Raw genomic sequence first — 16,591 nt, 5'->3', positions numbered from 1 at the left:
TAAATTTACTCAAAAAAGGGACAGGGTATCTTAACTTCATCTCTCAAAAGCCAACTTTATCGACTACTTATTGTTATTAGTATTCCGGGCATCGTTGTGACATTTTTAGCTCTATGGGCTGAGCGTGAGGCTGCAATAGAAAAAAGCCAGGAGAGAGTCGTTAATATTGCAAAACACTTAACCCACCAGCAAACCGCAATGATTAGCGAAACTGAGCAGCTCACTCAATTTCTAGCAAACACGATTGCTGACGACACAAACCTCCCTTCAACCTGCCCTGAGTATTTTCACCAAACACACACTCTCTATAATAATGTTGCCAACATTGGTGTGGTAGATGTTAAAGGAAACTTAATGTGTGTAACCAATGGCATAGTAAAAAATGTTTCTATTAGTGATAGGCAATACTTTAAAAATGCCATAGCAAATAAAAGCTTTTCAATTGGATATTTTCAATACGATCGAAGCATTCAAGCACCCAGTGTTAACTTTGCTTCCCCTATTATTAATGAGCGAGGGCAATTGAAGGGGGTTGTTGTCACAGTTATTGCGCTTAACTGGTGGAATATAGCCTTGAACAAAGCCGAGTTTCCAAACGGTTCTAAGGCTGTCATTGCCGATTCTAATGGCCTTGTGCTAGCAAGTTACCCGAATTCATTGCTCCCTTTGGGAGAAAAAATAAACAACAAACACTTTTTACATGGCGATAACTCACTGGCTCTGTTTAAAGACGCAAACAATGTAAATCAAATTTTTCATCGCGCGACTATTTATAACGATATTAATAACAATAATTTAGAAATTTACATTACATCACCCACTGATAAGTATATTGCTCGCGCAAATACACACTTTTTAGAAACTATTATTTTATTTTTTAGCGCTATTTTAACTATTGCTTTTATTGGGCATCGTATTATCAGAAAAAGTATTTTTTACCCCATTGAAGAACTTGCCCAAGCAACCGACCTATTAGCACAAGGCAATATGCCAACTAAAAAAATTAAGCCTAATAGTCCCGAGCTGTCCGCTTTATATTCACGCTTTGAAGTAATGGCTGAGACTCGTTTGCAAACAGAAGCCGATTTAAAAAATAAACACGACGAACTAACGGGGTTATTAAATGCTCTCCCCGATATGTACCTTAGGTTAAATAACCTAGGTAAAGTACTTAATATTAGTGGCACTATTATCCCGCTATTTTCAGCTAACAATAAATCACCGAAAAAATTATTAGATATTTTACCAACCGACATCACTGAACAAATTTTAAATGAAGCATCTACTCGCAAAGATGTCATCACATTTGATTTTAAAATAAGTACAGGCATAACCACTCATTACTTTGAAGCTCATATCAATCATCTTGAAAAGAACGATGAGTTAATACTTGTGCTGCGTGATATCAGCCAACGAAAAGTAAATGAAGACTCGCTTCACTTAGCATCTCTTGTTTACGGCAATAGTAGTGAAAGTATGGCAATTACAGATGCCAACGGTATTATTTTTGATGTAAACCCTGCTTTTTGTGAAACAACACAATATTCGAAAGATGAAGTGATTGGCCACTCTACCCGCATACTTTCATCAGGGGAGCACTCAAAAGAGTTTTATGAAAAAATTTGGGCATCAATAAATGCGACAGGCCGTTGGCAAGGTGAAATTATAAATCGTAAAAAAGATGGGGTGCTGTTCACTGAATGGTTAAACATAGACACGGTTTACGATGAAAATAATAACCCCGCCCGTCGAATTGCTATTTTTACTGATTTAACTGAAAAAATTAAAGCAAATAAAACAATTTGGCGGCAAGCTCATTTTGATCATTTAACCGATTTGCCTAATCGATTAGAGCTTAAAAAACGACTTAATAAACAGTTTTCTAATTCTAAGAATGAAAATGAAACCTTTGTGGTCATGCTTTTAGATATTGATCACTTTAAAGATATTAATGACACTTTAGGCCACCACTACGGAGACAACTTATTAAAGCTAGTGTCACAGCGTATTGTCAATTCAGCTAAAAATGCCGAATTTGTTGCGCGTATTGGCGGCGATGAATTTGTTATTGTATTTAGTCAGATTAAAAGTACCCGCCATATCAACCAGATTGCTAGCAATATTTTGCAAAGCTTATCGTCTGCATTACATATAGATAATGAAGAAGTGTTTATAAGTGCCAGTATGGGTATTGCCTGTGCACCTGATGATGGTGAAAATACTGAGCAATTACTAAAAGCAGCCGATCAGGCTATGTATAAAGCAAAAAGTAATGGTCGAAATGGCTTTGAGTTTTTCTCTCGGGATATGAGAGAGCAAGCACAGGCTCGCATGCATTTACTGAAAGACTTACGCTGTGCAATAGAATATAACCAGTTTGAATTATTTTATCAGCCTATCGTGTCGCTTAACGATTTACATATACACAAGGCCGAAGGCTTAATACGCTGGCAACACCCGCAAAAGGGGCTAATAAGCCCAGTTGCGTTTATTCCACTTGCTGAAGAAACAAGACAAATTAATGCCATTGGGCAATTTGTATTTTCGCAAGCAATAGAAACGCTTACCGAAATAAAAAAAATTACAGATAACGATTTTCAAATAAGTATAAACGTCTCGCCCATACAACTATCTACTGCTAATAGTGGCATTGATGATTGGTATGCCATGCTTGATGCCGCTAAAATTTCCCCCTCGTCTATTGTTGCAGAAATAACGGAAGGCTTAATGGTTAACCCTGAGGAACTTACACAAAAGCGCCTCAAACAAATTGTGAAATCGGGGATGCAATTGGCGCTTGACGATTTTGGTACAGGCTACTCTTCACTGGCCTACTTGCAGGAAATGGACACTGATTATTTAAAAATTGATAAACGCTTTGTTGATAATATTAAAGCCAACAGCCAAGAGCTCTCGCTTTGCGAGGCAATTATTGTAATGGCTCATCAGCTTGGTTTAAAAGTAATAGCAGAAGGCATTGAAACACCATTACAGTACCAGCTACTAACTGAAGCTGGCTGTGATTATGGACAAGGCTATTTATTTTCTAAACCGCTTAATAAAAATGACTTTATGACGCTAATCACTAATAAAAGAGTAATGCTTTCTAGGTTAACTGATTGCTGAATAATAAACTTATCTCAAACCTGGGTTTAATTAAACCACTGTTGTTATGCAATAAATAATCGCTTTGAGCGGTCAAGTTACGTAGGCAAATAAAGCATTAACAGGAATTTCAATGGCAAAACCCACATTAGATCAATGGCGAATGTTTAAAGCCGTAGTGGACCATGGCGGGTTTGCAGGCGCAAGCGCCGCAGTTTTCAAAAGCCAGTCAACGGTTCATCATGCAGTTCAAAAATTAGAAGCTGCTTTGCAAATAAAATTACTTGAGGTTAAAGGTCGTAAAGCGTTTTTAACTGAAAGTGGGAAACTTATATTGCGCCGCGCAGAGTTTTTAATTGAAGAAGCGAATAAAATAGAATCAGTCGCAAATACACTAAGTGAAGGTGTAGAAAGCACATTAAAAATAGCAGTTGATGAAGTATTCCCTCAAGCTATTTTGTACCAAGCGCTTGCTAAAACAAGTGAGCTTTATCCATTGCTCAAAATAGATTTAATTGAAAGCGTGTTAACCGGTGCCAACGAATTACTCAACAATGCAGTTGTTGATTTAGCTATTTCATCAGTTCCTATTTATGGTATTAGTTGCAGTAAATTAACAGACATTGAATTTATTGCCGTCGCACATACAAATCACCCACTTAACCAGCGCGAAGATCAATTAAGCTTTCGAGATTTAAAACAACATCGACAAATTGTAGTGCGCGACTCTGCAACACACACTAGCCAAGACGAAGGGTGGCTAGGCGCAGATATGCGTTGGACAGTCAGCCATTTACGCAATTCAATTGATATGGTGAGCCAAAACCTAGGTTACGCGTGGCTTCCGTTCAATCAAGTCGCTCACCTAATTGATGATCATACCCTAAAAGTGCTTAATCTTGAACAAGGTACTACGCGTCCTCTTAACTTATATTTAATGTGTAACGACGCAGATAGATTGGGCCCTGCAGCACAAGAATTTAAAGAGCAACTTGCAGTAATAATAGCTGCAGAATAGCGGTTAATTAATCGTTTTTGATACCCAGATGATCAGCAACATAAGCGCCGCGTTCACCAAGTTCTTTCTCTGGCCCGATTGTGCTGTCTTTCGCCGTTTGCTGCTCTGTCTCTGCGTTAATAACGGCACCTAAGGTTACAATATACGCACTTATATATAACCACATAAGCATGATCACCACCCCACCCAGCGATCCATAAGTTTCGTTATAACTTGAAAAGCGCGATACATAAAATGAAAAGCCAATAGATGCCACAATCCAAAATACGGTTGCAATAACAGAGCCAAGCGTTATCCAACGCCATTTAGCGGCTTTTCTATGCGGTGCATAACGGTATAAAAGCACTAATGCAAAATTAAACGTAAGTGCCAGTATTGGCCACGACACAACCTTGATCAACAAATCAATACTGTCCTTGAGGCCCACTAAATTGAGTACTATGGGCAAGATACCAATAATCAACAGCGCAAAAATAGCGACTAAAATAGCGCCTACCGAAAACATAAAACGAACAAGCTGCGCCCTCAAGAAAGAGCGCTTTTCGTATTCATGATAACTTATATTACAGGCTGTAATTAATGCTTGGCTTCCCTTAGAGCTACTCCAAATAGTGAGTAATAGTGTGCCTAACGCCCCTAAGGTTAAACGTGTTTGAGAGCTTTGTGTGAGATCTGAGATTTGCGATAAAATCAGCTCACGTGAACTACTTGGTATTAAGGATGTAAACTGCCTGAGATGCTCACTGATCTCCACAGGTGAAGCAAAATAAGCGTATATAGAAACCAAAGCAGCAATGGCTGGAAAAATAGCAAGTAGCGCATAAAACGCCACACCTGCAGACACTAAAGATAAATTGTCTTTACTCATGCGCGCGAAAATACGCTTTGCAATATCCCACCAGCCTTTAATTGGAATATGAGCTGGTTGCTCTGCATGTTGACCTCTTTTTGGCTTTTTCATACTTAATCTCACTATAATTAGTACTTTAATGAAGCAAAATAACTGCCAACTTAAAAAAGGTGTTTGGTATTAAACTTGCTGTTAAAGTAAAAGTAATTAAACACGGAAGAAACCCAATGCCTACAATAGCATCAGACGTACAATCGGCTGCCAGTACACCGTCATTAAACCCCGTAATGGATGAAAATGTATTTTCATGGCAATTTTTTTATGACCAAACCATGCAATTAGTTCACGCTACAGCGCAAATATTACCCACCTTGTTACTAGGTTTACTCTTACTCACTATTAGCTATTTTACAGCAGGCCCTCTTTCACGCTTGCTCACAAAGCCGATCTCGTTTGTAACCGATAGTAAACTAGTGTTACTTGTCGCAAGGCGCGGTATTAGCACTTTAATCATTTTATTAGGCCTGTATCTATTTTTACGTTTAGCAGGGCTCACTGAGTTTGCGGTAGCTATAATGAGCGGGACCGGTTTAATAGGTTTAATATTAGGCTTTGCTTTTAGAGACATTGCTGAGAACTTTATCGCAAGCTTACTCTTAAGTGTGCAACGCCCGTTTAAAATAGACGACGTCATTGAAGTAGATGGACGTTTAGGCGTTATCAAAAAAGTAACAGCCCGCGCAACAACGCTTGTTGACTACGATGGAAACCACATTCAAATTCCTAATGCTACAGTATATAAAAACACCATAAAAAATTTAACTGCCAACCCAAAAATGCGCGGTAAAGTAGAAATAGGTATAGGTTACGATAACGACATACGCAGCGCGCAAACGCTAGCTCTAAATATAATAAATCAACAAGCTGCGGTATTAAGCGATCCCCCTGCACAAGTACTTATAAAGAATTTAGGTTCATCAACCATAAACTTTATTTTATATTTTTGGGTAAATGGGCAACAGCACAGCCCCCTAAAAGTAAGCTCTCAAATAATGCGTGAATTAGTCAATGAGTTTACCGAACAAAATATTAGTATGCCGGATGATGCCCGAGAACGGATTTTATTAACTAGTTCAAGTACAGATTTTATAAACTCAATACCCAAGCAAGATTCAAATACTGAGGTAAGGTCTGAGACACACGAGCAAACCTTAACGCTCAACGATGTAAGCAGCGATACCGACGAAATACGCGAACAGGCAGATCAGTCAAGGGATCCAGAGCAAGGGAAAAATATTATTTAGATTAATAAAATTTAGACACAAAAAAGCCCGCAGTGTTAACTGCGGGCTTTTTATTGAATGAGTGAGTCAGCCTATAAGCCGGGTTTTGTCCTTTCCGAAGAAAGTGATAATCATTCGTCTAGGCCATAAATCGCTCTATGGCTCAAGCAACCTACCCGGTTCCAACGTGGGCCACGCCATAAGGAACCCTATTTGGTCTTGCTCCGAGTGGAGTTTACCTTGCAACCGACTATTACTAGCGGCCCGGTGCGCTCTTACCGCACCCTTTCACCCTTACCAACCAAGGTTGGCGGTCTTCTCTCTGCTGCACTTGTCGTAGGCTCACGCCCCCCAGCCGTTAGCTGGCACTCTGCCCTGTGGAGCCCGGACTTTCCTCCCCCTGATCATTTTCGTCACAGGCAGCGATTATCTTGGCTGACTCGGCGCGCAGTATACATGACGCTAAAGCCAAGCGCAGTAATATTTACTCTTTTTCTTCAATAATTGTTTTGTATAGTGCATTTTTTTTCATGCCAAAGTAGTCGGCTACAACACCACACGCTTTTTTCATTGGCATTTCTTTTTCGAGTAGAGCCAACATTTTACGAGCCTCAGGTGGGATATCGTCTACGAGCTTGGGTTTGCCCGGCAACATGAGTACAATTTCGCCACGTTGCTTGGTAGGATCGTCAGTTAAAAACTGCTTTAACTCATTCACAGTGCCATTAAAAAAGGTTTCAAAGGTTTTGGTGAGCTCTTTAGCAAACACCACCTGCTGTTCACTGCCAAGCGCAGTTTCTAAATCATCAAGACTTGCCATAATACGGTGCGTGCTTTCATACATAATGCTGGTAATACCTGAGTTTACCGCTTCGATGAAAAAATCTTGGCGCGCTTTACTCTTAGCGGGCGTAAAACCAATAAACTGAAAGCGGTCAGTAGGTAAACCTGAACAACACACTGCGGTTATAGCAGCGCATGCACCAGGCACAGGGGTTACGCTTGCGCCTTGTTCACGGCATAAGTTTACAACCGCATATCCTGGATCACTAATGAGCGGCGTACCAGCATCTGACACTAAGGCTATATTTAACCCCTGATTTAGTTGATCAATAATTTGCTGCGCTTTTTGTTTTTCGTTGTGATCATGTAATGCAAATGTTTTTGCCTTAATACCAAAATGGCTGAGCAGCTTGCCGGTGTGGCGTGTATCTTCAGCAGCGATTAAGTCAACTTGCGATAACGTCGCAATTGCACGCTGACTTAAGTCGTCATAATTGCCAATTGGGGTGGCAACAATGTAAAGAGTGCCAATTTTATGTGAATTCTCCTCATTTAACATTGAGGTCTCCTGCGTCAGTCAGTAATATAAGCAAATCGCGTTAACGTATTGGGAAATCATTGTGCGACTTAAACTAGTTGGTCTATTAATTATATTGTCAGGGTTATCGGCGTGTAGCACAACCGAAAAACCAATTAAAAAAAGCGATAACTTCAGCAGCAGTGCTAATGCGCTAAAAAATCAAGCAACCAGTGCGCAATCTATCTATCAATTAGCCGTAAATCGTCAAGGTGCTGACAAAATACAATTATTGTATAGCGCACGTGATGCCGCTATTTCTGAAAAAAACTGGCCATTATTAGAGCAAATTGGTAGCGACCTTGAGCTAACAGCAAGTGTCGATCAAACTCAAAATCGTCTTTATATTGCATACGCGCAAAAACAACAAAATAAAAATGACCAGGCTTTAATTATTTTACAATCGTTAGATGGGCAACTAACACAGCCTGAGCACTTTGCATGGCATCAGTTTTTAACAGCTAGCATTTATGCCTCACAAAATTTTCCAAAAAAAGCAGCTCCCTACTTTTTTAGAGCATCTGAGACATCTGCAAAAAGTAAAATTGACATCCCGCAACTCGAGCAACAGTTATGGGATAACCTAAAACAGTTGTCTTCCTATGCATTGGAGCGTTTTAACCGCGGCTCTGTTATTCAACAAGGCTGGGTAAACCTTGCTCTATACCACCAAGTATATGCAGGTAGCGGTGTGGAACTTGACCAAGCAATTAATAACTGGCGACGTCGTTACGTAGGGCACCCTGCTGGCACTGTTTTACCTAAACAAGACGGAGGTTTTGTTGAGTTAGCACCTTTGAATATTGATCGTCTAGTGCTTTTATTCCCTCAGTCTGGCCCAAACGAAAGACTAGGAAATGCATTAAAAGCTGGTGCTCTGGCGGCCTTAGACAAACAAAACATTAATGAAGCTATTTTTATTGATGAGAATTTAAGTACTGCAGAAATTGCTGCAAAGCTTGATCAAATAAATCCTGATTTTGTAGTTGGCCCACTACTTAAAGCAAATATAGATAAGCTAACAGCTGCTGAAACACTGATTAACATTCCAACACTACATTTGAATACATTCGACGGAAACACTATTTCGCTTCAACATTATTATTTTGCGTTAAATCCTGAGCATGAGGTAGAACAAGCATTAGAGCACTTTCTGGCTATGGGATACCAAAAACCTATGTTACTTGCCCCAGAAAACAATAATGGCCAGCGTTTAGTTGATTTTTTTAATCAGCAATGGCAACGCTATAGCGAGACTAAACCTCAAATTGGTTTTTATGAAAACAACCAAGACATGCCTAAAACCATTACTAACTTATTAGAAGTGGACAAATCTAAAGAGCGTATAAAAACAATCAAAGCATTATTTAAGCAAGAAGTTGAGAGTGAAACACGCTCACGCAGTGATATTGATGTCATTTATATTTTAGGTGATGCTACAGAGACCCGTTTAATTAAGCCTTATCTTGACGTTAACATTAGTACGTTTGCACAACGGATCCCGCTTTATGCCAGTTCTAAAAGTCATAGCAAACAGATAGATTCGACCGATAAAGGCGACCTAGATGGACTCTACTTTACAGAGTTACCTTGGATGCTTAACTCGCAAATAAAACAACATAATTTACGTGAGCAGTACAACACCCTTTGGCCTGAGCAAGCTGACATAAGTCAACGCTTATTCGCTATGGCATACGATGCAGTACTAGTTATTAATGATATTAGGCAACTGAGCTTAATGCCTGGTAATCAATTTAGTGGTTTGAGCGGTAAGTTATCAGTTAATAGTAATGGCCACATACAACGAGTGCTTGATTGGGCGCAATATACTAATCGCCAAATTAAGACCGTTCAGCTTAAAACACAGCGCCCTGTGCCCTTGTTTATGCAGTCAGCCAGTGGTGTGCAAACTTTAAATTAGACTTTATTAAGTTAAGGGGGCGACATGTCGTGGTTTAAAGAGCTGTGGCAAAATAGTCGTGAAAAAGGTCAGTACTACGAGCTACAAGCGCAAAAATACCTAGTGTCGCAAGGGTTAAAGCCTATAGAGCGTAATTATTACTGCCCCTTTGGTGAGCTCGATATTATTATGAAAGAGGGAAACACCCTTGTATTTGTAGAAGTGAAGTTTCGCAAAAATAACGCTCGAGGCGGTGCTAATTATGCGCTCAGTGCACAAAAGCAAGCACGGCTTAAACGCAGTATTTATCATTACTTAGCGGCTAAAAACTTAACAAATCAGGCATTAAGAATTGACTATGTAGCCATAACTGGAGAATCATCTCCTACATATAATTGGCTTAAAAACGTATTTTAAAATACTAAAAATAAATTGGTAGGCTATGCAAGACACAATAAAAGAAATTTTTACAGAAAGTATTCAAGTTCAAATAGCTGCTGGAGAAGTCCTACCCAGTGCACTTGAATCGGCCGCATTTACAATTGCACAAAGCCTAATTAATGGTAATAAGTTAATTTGTTGCGGAACAGCTAACTGTCATATGCTTGCGCAACACATGGCGGGGATATTGGTTAATCACTATGAAACAGAGCGTCCTTGCTTACCTGCTATTGCTTTATCACAAGAAAATATAAATCTTGGGCAAAACAATCACAGTGATGATCACGACACATTTGCTCGCCAAATCCGTGCTTTTGCTCAGCAAGGTGACTTACTACTGGTATTAGCAATTAATGGCAATGAAAAACAAGTCATTTCAGCCGTTGAAGCTGCACTCACACGCGATATGAAGGTCATTGTTATGGTGGGTGACGACGGGGGTGAATTAGTGGGTTTACTTGGCCCTAATGATGTTGAAATAAGAACACCGTCTAAACGCCCTAGCCGAATTATAGAGTCGCATTTAACTAACTTACATTGTTTAAGTGAACTCATAGATTTAACGCTTTTCCCTCAGGATGAAAATTATGTTTAAACGCTCTCTCATCATATTAGGCACCGTTGTTTTATTACAAGGCTGCGCCGCAGCTGTTGTAGCCGGTACAGCCAGTGCAGTAACCGCTGCAAATGACCGTCGCACCATTGGCTCACAAATTGATGATAACAATATAGAAATTAAAGCCAGTATTGCTATTAGTGAAGTTGAACGCCTAGAAAAATCAGCTCGAGTTAACGCCATAAGTGTTAATGGTATTGTTTTACTTGTTGGTCAAGTTGCTAATCAGGAAATGAAAAACGAAGCGCAAATAACCGTAGAGTCAATTGCTGGCATTCGTAAAATTCATAACCAACTTCGTATTGGTTCAAATATTGGTATAACCACGCAAACACACGACTCATGGCTTACCTCCAAGGTAAAAGCGCAGTTACTAGCAACTAAAGATATTAGCAGCAATAATATTAAAGTGGTTACAGAAAACGCTGAGGTGTATTTAATGGGCTTGGTGTCTCAAGATGAAGCTAATCGCGCAGTTAATATTGCACGTAATGTGTCGGGCGTTGAGCGCGTTGTAAAAGTATTTGAATATATTATACCAGTCCGTAATAATACTTAATAATTTTGCGGGGCTAACCGTATCGCTACCTGCGTTAAAAATTCTCATTTACGACTGCATGGATGCAGAAGGTAGAGCAATGCAGGAGCAATTGCCGAGAACAACTAAATAGCGAATTTTTTGCCTAGCTATCAACACGTTTTTCCAGACTCAAAATAGATTACTTAATTAAGCGAATTGGTTTTAATTAAAAGTCACTAAATTACAGCAATAAAAAAACCGCTTCTAAGCGGTTTTTTTTGTAATCCACATATTATTTTATAACACGTAAATGTGAGCCTTTTTTCTTTTCAGGTTTTTCTGGTGGTGTTTCATCTATATACTCTGATGAATCAACACTTTCTAGCCCTTCATCAAACTCGTCTTCGTCCTCTACAAACTCGTCTGCAGTAAAGACTGTACCTTCGCCGTTTTCGCGAGCGTAAATTGCAAGCACAGCACCTAAAGGTACGTAAACTTGCATTGGCTGACCGCCAAAACGCGCGTTAAAACTAAGTTGAGTTAAGTCTAACGAAAACTGTGTAACTGCAGATGGGCTAATGTTCAGCACAATTTGTCCATCTTGCACAAACTGTGTAGGCACTTGCACATTTGCAAAACCAGCGTCCACCACAATATGCGGCGTACAATCGTTATCGACTATCCAATCAAAAAAAGCACGTAATAAATAAGGACGATTAGGCGTCATTATAAACGGATCTCACGCTCAGCTTCAGTTAACGAAGCTTGGAATGATTCACGTTCAAATAAACGAATCATGTACTCTTTCATCTCTTTAGAACCAGCACCATTAAGCTCAATACCAAACTCAGGTAAACGCCATAGTAGTGGGGCTAAGTAACAATCTACTAAGCTAAACTCTTCACTCATAAAGTAAGGCGCTTCGCTAAAAATAGGAGCTACCGCAAGTAATGCCTCAGTTAACTCTTTACGAGCTTGTGCTGCATCTGATGTGTTATTGCTGATTTTAGCAGCAAGGCTGTACCAATCAGTGTCAATACGATGCATCATTAAACGGCTACGGCCACGCATGACCGGATATACAGGCATTAGTGGAGGGTGAGGAAAACGTTCATCAAGGTATTCCATGATGATATTTGCCTGATATAAACCAAGCTCACGGTCAATCAGTGTTGGCACTGTACCGTAAGGGTTAATTTCGTGAAGTGCTTCTGGCAGATTGTCCTTTTCAGCCAAATGAATATCTACACTTACACCTTTTTCTGCAAGTACTATGCGTACTTGGTGGCTATACATACAGTTAGCCCCAGAAAAAAGGGTCATTACAGGGCGCTTATTGGCAGCTACGGCCATGCCTACCTCCATTAAATAACTAAAACAGCAATAGGGGCTTAAGCCCCTATTGCAAAATTACCTTTAAATATGTTCAAAATTAATGAACATCTCTCCAGTATTCTTTCTTAAGCATAAATGCCAAGATAAATAGGATAATTAAAAATCCGATTACCTTAATACCTAGCGCTTCCGATTCAAGTCGAGTCGGCTCACCGACGTACTCTAGGAAGTTCGTTAAATCACGAACTGCTTGGTCATACTCATCTACGCTCATTTCACCTGAACCATCTGTTTCAGTACCTGTGATATGTACAGTTGTTACACCGTCAACAGTTACTTCTTCAGTAATAGGAGTAGGAACACCCTGAAGTTCTTGTAGAACATGTGGCATACCTACTGATGGGAATAACGTATTATTTACACCAAACGGGCGAGACTCATCTTTATAAAATGATTTCAAGTACGTGTAAATCCAATCACTTCCGCGTACACGTGCAACATTGGTTAAATCCGGCGGAGCCGCACCAAACCATCTCGCTGCATCATCTTTAGCCATTGAGTTCTTGATATGGCTACCTACTTTTGAACCATCAAAAATAAGTTGCTCTTGGCCAACTTCCGTTGGAATACCGATATCACGGAAAGTACGTTCATAGCGTTGGTACTGCATTTGGTGACAACCAAGACAGTAGTTCATGAACAACTTAGCACCGCGCTGCAAAGATGGCTGATCAGATATATCGTTACCCGCTTCCATTAAAGGAACCGACGGACCTGCCGCCATTGCAGGTAACATATTTACTGATAAAGCGAATAAACCAATAATTAGTTTTTTCATCATTTCGTTAACCTCTCAGGCAATGGCTTAGTTTTTTCATTCTTACTGTAAACAAATAACAGCACGAAGAACATAAAGTAAGTCACAGTACAAACTTGCGAGACAATCGTTTTAAAGTCAGTTTGCGGTGTAGCACCAACCCAACCTAAAAGAACAAAAGTAACAACAAAGCCTGCAATGTTCCATTTGTGGAAACCACAACGGTAACGAACAGAGCGAACTGAACCACGGTCAATCCAAGGTAATAACGCAAGTACTACAATTGACGCCCCCATTGCTGCAACACCCATTAGTTTATCTGGGATTGCACGCAAGATTGCGTAAAATGGCGTAAAGTACCAAACAGGGAATATATGTTCCGGTGTTTTAAGTGGGTTTGCCGCTTCAAAGTTTGGCGCTTCTAAGAAGAAACCACCCATAGCAGGCATAAAGAACACAACCCAACAAAACAGGATTAAGAAACCAACCACGCCCACAATATCTTTTACTGTGTAATAAGGGTGGAACGGAATCGCATCAATAATGTCTTTTTTATCAGTGTAATATTCATGGAACTTAAATTTAGGCTTATCTTCTTCAGGAACCGTGCCTTTTTTACGTTTGTTATCAATACCGTCTGGGTTATTAGAACCCACTTCATGCAGTGCAACAATGTGTAAAAATACTAGAATTACAATAACTAATGGTAGTGCAATAACATGTAATGCAAAGAAGCGGTTAAGCGTTGCACCTGAAATTACGTAGTCGCCACGGATCCAAAGTGTAAGGTCATCACCAATAACAGGGATTGCACCAAACAATGAAATAATTACCTGCGCACCCCAAAATGACATTTGACCCCATGGTAGTAAATACCCCATGAATGCCTCAGCCATCAGTGCTAAGAAAATAAACATACCAAACAACCACAGTAGCTCACGTGGCTTTTGATAAGAACCGTAGATCATGCCACGGAACATATGCAGATAAACAACAATGAAAAACGCAGACGCACCGGTTGAATGCAGATAGCGCAGTAACCAACCATAATCTACATCACGCATGATATATTCTATTGATGCAAATGCACCTTCAGCAGACGGTACGTAGTTCATTGTTAGCCAAATGCCGGTCAGTATTTGGTTCACTAGTACTAACATTGCCAATGAGCCAAAGAAGTACCAAAAGTTAAAGTTTTTAGGTGCTGGATACTGTGCAATATGCATGTTCCAAACACGTGTCATTGGGATTCTGTCGTCAATCCAACCAATAATCTTACCAAACATTAGGCCACCCCTTGTTCTTCGCCCACTAAAATAGTGGTTTCATCAAGAAAAGTATATGGTGGAATTTCTAAGTTTAATGGTGCTGGAACCGATTGAAAAACACGGCCAGCCATATCAAATTTAGAACCGTGACATGGACAATAAAAACCATCATCAGTCCCTTCCACTTTTTCACCAAAGCCACCTTGTAAAAAGCTAGGTGAACACCCTAAATGCGTACAAATACCTACAGCGACAAAAATCTCTGGACGTAATGAACGGTAGTCATTTGTTGATGATTCTAATTGTTGTGGCTCTTGCGATTGCGGATCACGAAGTTGACCTTCATGTTCTTTCATTTGCTCAAGCATTTTTGGGGTTCGTGATACAACCCATACAGGTTTACCACGCCACTCGACACGTATTAATTGTCCAGGTTCAAGTTTGCTGATATCTACTTCTACAGGCGCACCCGCAGATTTAGCTCGCTCACTTGGATTCCAAGACGCAATAAAAGGAACAGCAGCCCCAGCCGCACCAACACCACCAACAACAGAGGTAGCTATGGTTAAAAAGCGACGTCGGCCATTGTCTACAGGCGCATTGCTCATCCACTTATCTCCACTTACGATTCTCAACACTTGCTATATTGAGAACATCAGTTACAGCAGGTTAATTATTCGAAATTTTTAAAATAGAAATGATCATAATTAAAACCCTTGTTTAAAACAAGGTTATTAACAACTCGAGTCTTGAAAAATATTAATTTCACCAATGGTTTGATTAAGCTAGTTCGAGCACGAGCTGAAAAGTAATAATATCACTTCTGTAAAAACGATGTAGTGACCAAGATCAACTCCACTAAGCGGAAGTTTTAAGACTACACATAGTGTTATAAAACTTGATCGTTTTACTTCCACGCCAATTGTAGCAAAAAATTCCATCAATTAACTGATGGATTTAAACTAATTACGATAATTATTTAACTTTTTTGCAGAGATCTGGCTATTTACTTCCTTTCGTACAATTAATACGCCGTTATTGCACAGTGTGATCATCATAAACGGTAATTTGCAATGTTCAGCTTAGGCTAACAATTTATCAAAATGGAAAGGAATCTGAAGAAATTTTACGCTAATAACAAAAAACCCAGCATAAGCTGGGTTTTTGAATTCTTGATAACGTATAGATTAACGTTTTGAGAACTGTGGACGCTTACGCGCTTTCTTAAGACCCACTTTCTTACGTTCAACTTTACGTGCATCACGAGTAACGAAACCTGCTTTACGAAGTTGTGGACGTAGTGACTCGTCAAACTCCATAAGTGCACGAGTGATACCGTGACGGATAGCACCAGCTTGACCAGTTGTACCACCACCAGAAACGGTGATGAAAAGGTCAAATTTTTCAGTCATATCAACAAGCTCAAGAGCTTGATGAACAACCATGCGTGCTGTTTCGCGACCAAAGTACTCTTCTAAAGAGCGCTTGTTGATTACGATGTTACCAGTGCCTGGGCGTAAGAATACGCGAGCACTTGAACTTTTACGACGACCTGTACCGTAGTATTGATTTGCCATGATAGTGCTCCTTAAATGTCTAGAACCTGAGGCTGTTGTGCAGCATGGTTATGCTCAGTACCTGCGTAAACTTTAAGTTTACGGTACATAGCGCGGCCTAAAGGACCACGTGGCAACATGCCTTTAACTGCTTTCTCGATGATCATTTCAGGCTTTGCAGCTTGAAGTTTATCAAAAGTAGTAGACTTAAGGCCACCTGGAAAACCAGAGTGAGCGTAGTACACTTTATCTTTAAATTTGTTACCAGTTACAGTAACTTTCTCAGCGTTGATAACGATGATGTAATCACCAGTATCTACGTGCGGAGTGTATTCAGCTTTATGCTTACCGCGTAGGCGATGAGCGATTTCAGTAGCGATGCGACCTAAAGTTTTACCTTCAGCGTCAACTACGTACCAGTCACGTTTTACTGTTTCTGGTTTAGCAACAAACGTTTTCATTTATAAAAATCCAATGTTTTTCAATTAAAACCACAAGTAGTTAATATTAACTACTGCTCTA

The 16,591-nt window shown here is 39.8% G+C and carries 16 protein-coding genes and 1 other RNA gene; 7 read left to right on the top strand and 10 right to left on the bottom strand.

Features of this window, described 5'->3' with window-relative positions; genetic code table 11:
- The first annotated feature begins 96 nt into the window (after positions 1 to 96).
- On the top strand, positions 97 to 3,126 hold the full coding sequence (locus ATS76_RS01240; protein WP_082664309.1) for a bifunctional diguanylate cyclase/phosphodiesterase: 3,030 nt from the start codon (positions 97 to 99) through the stop codon (positions 3,124 to 3,126).
- Between the two features lie 112 nt (positions 3,127 to 3,238).
- Entirely contained in the window at positions 3,239 to 4,123 is an 885-nt protein-coding gene (locus tag ATS76_RS01235) for a LysR family transcriptional regulator (protein WP_058550709.1), read from the top strand.
- 7 nt (positions 4,124 to 4,130) lie between these two features.
- Here ATS76_RS01235 and ATS76_RS01230 read toward each other — a convergent pair whose 3' ends face one another.
- Complete coding sequence (locus tag ATS76_RS01230) at positions 4,131 to 5,084, bottom strand: YihY/virulence factor BrkB family protein (protein WP_058403231.1); 954 nt, start codon at positions 5,082 to 5,084, stop codon at positions 4,131 to 4,133.
- Positions 5,085 to 5,260: 176 nt separating this feature from the next.
- Between ATS76_RS01230 and ATS76_RS01225 the strand changes: the two genes are divergently transcribed.
- Entirely contained in the window at positions 5,261 to 6,277 is a 1,017-nt protein-coding gene (locus ATS76_RS01225) for a mechanosensitive ion channel family protein (protein WP_442960103.1), read from the top strand.
- A 58-nt stretch (positions 6,278 to 6,335) separates the two neighbouring features.
- On the opposite strand, the gene rnpB is transcribed toward ATS76_RS01225, so the two are convergent.
- Both rnpB and rsmI read right to left on the bottom strand, forming a co-directional pair.
- Positions 6,336 to 6,699: RNase P RNA component class A (gene rnpB, locus ATS76_RS03405), an RNA gene on the bottom strand.
- Between the two features lie 41 nt (positions 6,700 to 6,740).
- Complete coding sequence (gene rsmI, locus ATS76_RS01220) at positions 6,741 to 7,598, bottom strand: 16S rRNA (cytidine(1402)-2'-O)-methyltransferase (protein ID WP_058550708.1); 858 nt, start codon at positions 7,596 to 7,598, stop codon at positions 6,741 to 6,743.
- A 61-nt stretch (positions 7,599 to 7,659) separates the two neighbouring features.
- Between rsmI and ATS76_RS01215 the strand changes: the two genes are divergently transcribed.
- The 4 genes from ATS76_RS01215 to dolP are packed head-to-tail and all read left to right on the top strand — an operon-like array spanning position 7,660 to position 11,132.
- A complete protein-coding gene (locus ATS76_RS01215) occupies positions 7,660 to 9,537 on the top strand; it encodes a penicillin-binding protein activator (RefSeq protein ID WP_058550707.1) in 1,878 nt (625 codons plus the stop codon).
- 24 nt (positions 9,538 to 9,561) lie between these two features.
- Entirely contained in the window at positions 9,562 to 9,933 is a 372-nt protein-coding gene (locus ATS76_RS01210) for a YraN family protein (protein WP_058403234.1), read from the top strand.
- A 25-nt stretch (positions 9,934 to 9,958) separates the two neighbouring features.
- Positions 9,959 to 10,552: an SIS domain-containing protein gene (locus ATS76_RS01205; protein ID WP_058550706.1), complete on the top strand. Its 594-nt coding sequence runs from the start codon at positions 9,959 to 9,961 to the stop codon at positions 10,550 to 10,552.
- Complete coding sequence (gene dolP, locus ATS76_RS01200) at positions 10,545 to 11,132, top strand: division/outer membrane stress-associated lipid-binding lipoprotein (RefSeq protein ID WP_058550705.1); 588 nt, start codon at positions 10,545 to 10,547, stop codon at positions 11,130 to 11,132. The genes ATS76_RS01205 and dolP overlap by 8 nt, the downstream gene beginning before the upstream one ends.
- A 253-nt stretch (positions 11,133 to 11,385) precedes the next feature.
- On the opposite strand, the gene ATS76_RS01195 is transcribed toward dolP, so the two are convergent.
- The 7 genes from ATS76_RS01195 to rplM all read right to left on the bottom strand — a co-directional run bounded on the left by ATS76_RS01195 (position 11,386) and on the right by rplM (position 16,530).
- Complete coding sequence (locus tag ATS76_RS01195) at positions 11,386 to 11,820, bottom strand: ClpXP protease specificity-enhancing factor (RefSeq protein WP_058403237.1); 435 nt, start codon at positions 11,818 to 11,820, stop codon at positions 11,386 to 11,388.
- Positions 11,820 to 12,446, bottom strand: a complete 627-nt coding sequence (gene sspA, locus ATS76_RS01190; protein WP_006792120.1) for a stringent starvation protein SspA — start codon at positions 12,444 to 12,446, stop codon at positions 11,820 to 11,822. The genes ATS76_RS01195 and sspA overlap by 1 nt, the downstream gene beginning before the upstream one ends.
- Before the next feature lie 79 nt (positions 12,447 to 12,525).
- The gene (locus tag ATS76_RS01185) at positions 12,526 to 13,269 is read right to left on the bottom strand and encodes a cytochrome c1 (RefSeq protein WP_058550704.1); all 744 of its coding nucleotides are present in this window, start codon (positions 13,267 to 13,269) and stop codon (positions 12,526 to 12,528) included.
- Entirely contained in the window at positions 13,266 to 14,531 is a 1,266-nt protein-coding gene (locus ATS76_RS01180) for a cytochrome b (RefSeq protein ID WP_006792118.1), read from the bottom strand. Before ATS76_RS01180 ends, ATS76_RS01185 begins: the two co-directional genes overlap by 4 nt.
- On the bottom strand, positions 14,531 to 15,121 hold the full coding sequence (gene petA, locus ATS76_RS01175) for a ubiquinol-cytochrome c reductase iron-sulfur subunit (protein ID WP_006792117.1): 591 nt from the start codon (positions 15,119 to 15,121) through the stop codon (positions 14,531 to 14,533). Before petA ends, ATS76_RS01180 begins: the two co-directional genes overlap by 1 nt.
- Before the next feature lie 579 nt (positions 15,122 to 15,700).
- Entirely contained in the window at positions 15,701 to 16,093 is a 393-nt protein-coding gene (gene rpsI, locus ATS76_RS01170; RefSeq protein ID WP_086007041.1) for a 30S ribosomal protein S9, read from the bottom strand.
- Positions 16,094 to 16,101: 8 nt separating this feature from the next.
- Complete coding sequence (gene rplM / locus ATS76_RS01165; protein ID WP_002957960.1) at positions 16,102 to 16,530, bottom strand: 50S ribosomal protein L13; 429 nt, start codon at positions 16,528 to 16,530, stop codon at positions 16,102 to 16,104.
- Between the last annotated feature and the right edge of the window lie 61 nt (positions 16,531 to 16,591).

Source organism: Pseudoalteromonas sp. 10-33, assembly GCF_001469195.1.
Taxonomy (GTDB): domain Bacteria; phylum Pseudomonadota; class Gammaproteobacteria; order Enterobacterales; family Alteromonadaceae; genus Pseudoalteromonas.
Note: the sequence above shows the minus strand (reverse complement) of the source record. Positions and strands in the feature narration are given on the sequence as shown.

Bases quoted from the DNA above. Each gene is read 5' to 3' on its own strand.
- ATS76_RS01230 (WP_058403231.1), bottom strand. From the start codon at position 5,084: ATGAAAAAGCCAAAAAGAGGTCAACATGCAGAGCAACCAGCTCATATT.
- rsmI (WP_058550708.1), bottom strand. From the start codon at position 7,598: ATGTTAAATGAGGAGAATTCACATAAAATTGGCACTCTTTACATTGTT.
- ATS76_RS01205 (WP_058550706.1), top strand. From the start codon at position 9,959: ATGCAAGACACAATAAAAGAAATTTTTACAGAAAGTATTCAAGTTCAA.
- ATS76_RS01225 (WP_442960103.1), top strand. From the start codon at position 5,261: ATGGATGAAAATGTATTTTCATGGCAATTTTTTTATGACCAAACCATG.
- dolP (WP_058550705.1), top strand. From the start codon at position 10,545: ATGTTTAAACGCTCTCTCATCATATTAGGCACCGTTGTTTTATTACAA.
- ATS76_RS01210 (WP_058403234.1), top strand. From the start codon at position 9,562: ATGTCGTGGTTTAAAGAGCTGTGGCAAAATAGTCGTGAAAAAGGTCAG.
- petA (WP_006792117.1), bottom strand. From the start codon at position 15,121: ATGAGCAATGCGCCTGTAGACAATGGCCGACGTCGCTTTTTAACCATA.
- ATS76_RS01195 (WP_058403237.1), bottom strand. From the start codon at position 11,820: ATGACGCCTAATCGTCCTTATTTATTACGTGCTTTTTTTGATTGGATA.
- ATS76_RS01235 (WP_058550709.1), top strand. From the start codon at position 3,239: ATGGCAAAACCCACATTAGATCAATGGCGAATGTTTAAAGCCGTAGTG.
- sspA (WP_006792120.1), bottom strand. From the start codon at position 12,446: ATGGCCGTAGCTGCCAATAAGCGCCCTGTAATGACCCTTTTTTCTGGG.
- ATS76_RS01180 (WP_006792118.1), bottom strand. From the start codon at position 14,531: ATGTTTGGTAAGATTATTGGTTGGATTGACGACAGAATCCCAATGACA.
- rplM (WP_002957960.1), bottom strand. From the start codon at position 16,530: ATGAAAACGTTTGTTGCTAAACCAGAAACAGTAAAACGTGACTGGTAC.
- ATS76_RS01185 (WP_058550704.1), bottom strand. From the start codon at position 13,269: ATGATGAAAAAACTAATTATTGGTTTATTCGCTTTATCAGTAAATATG.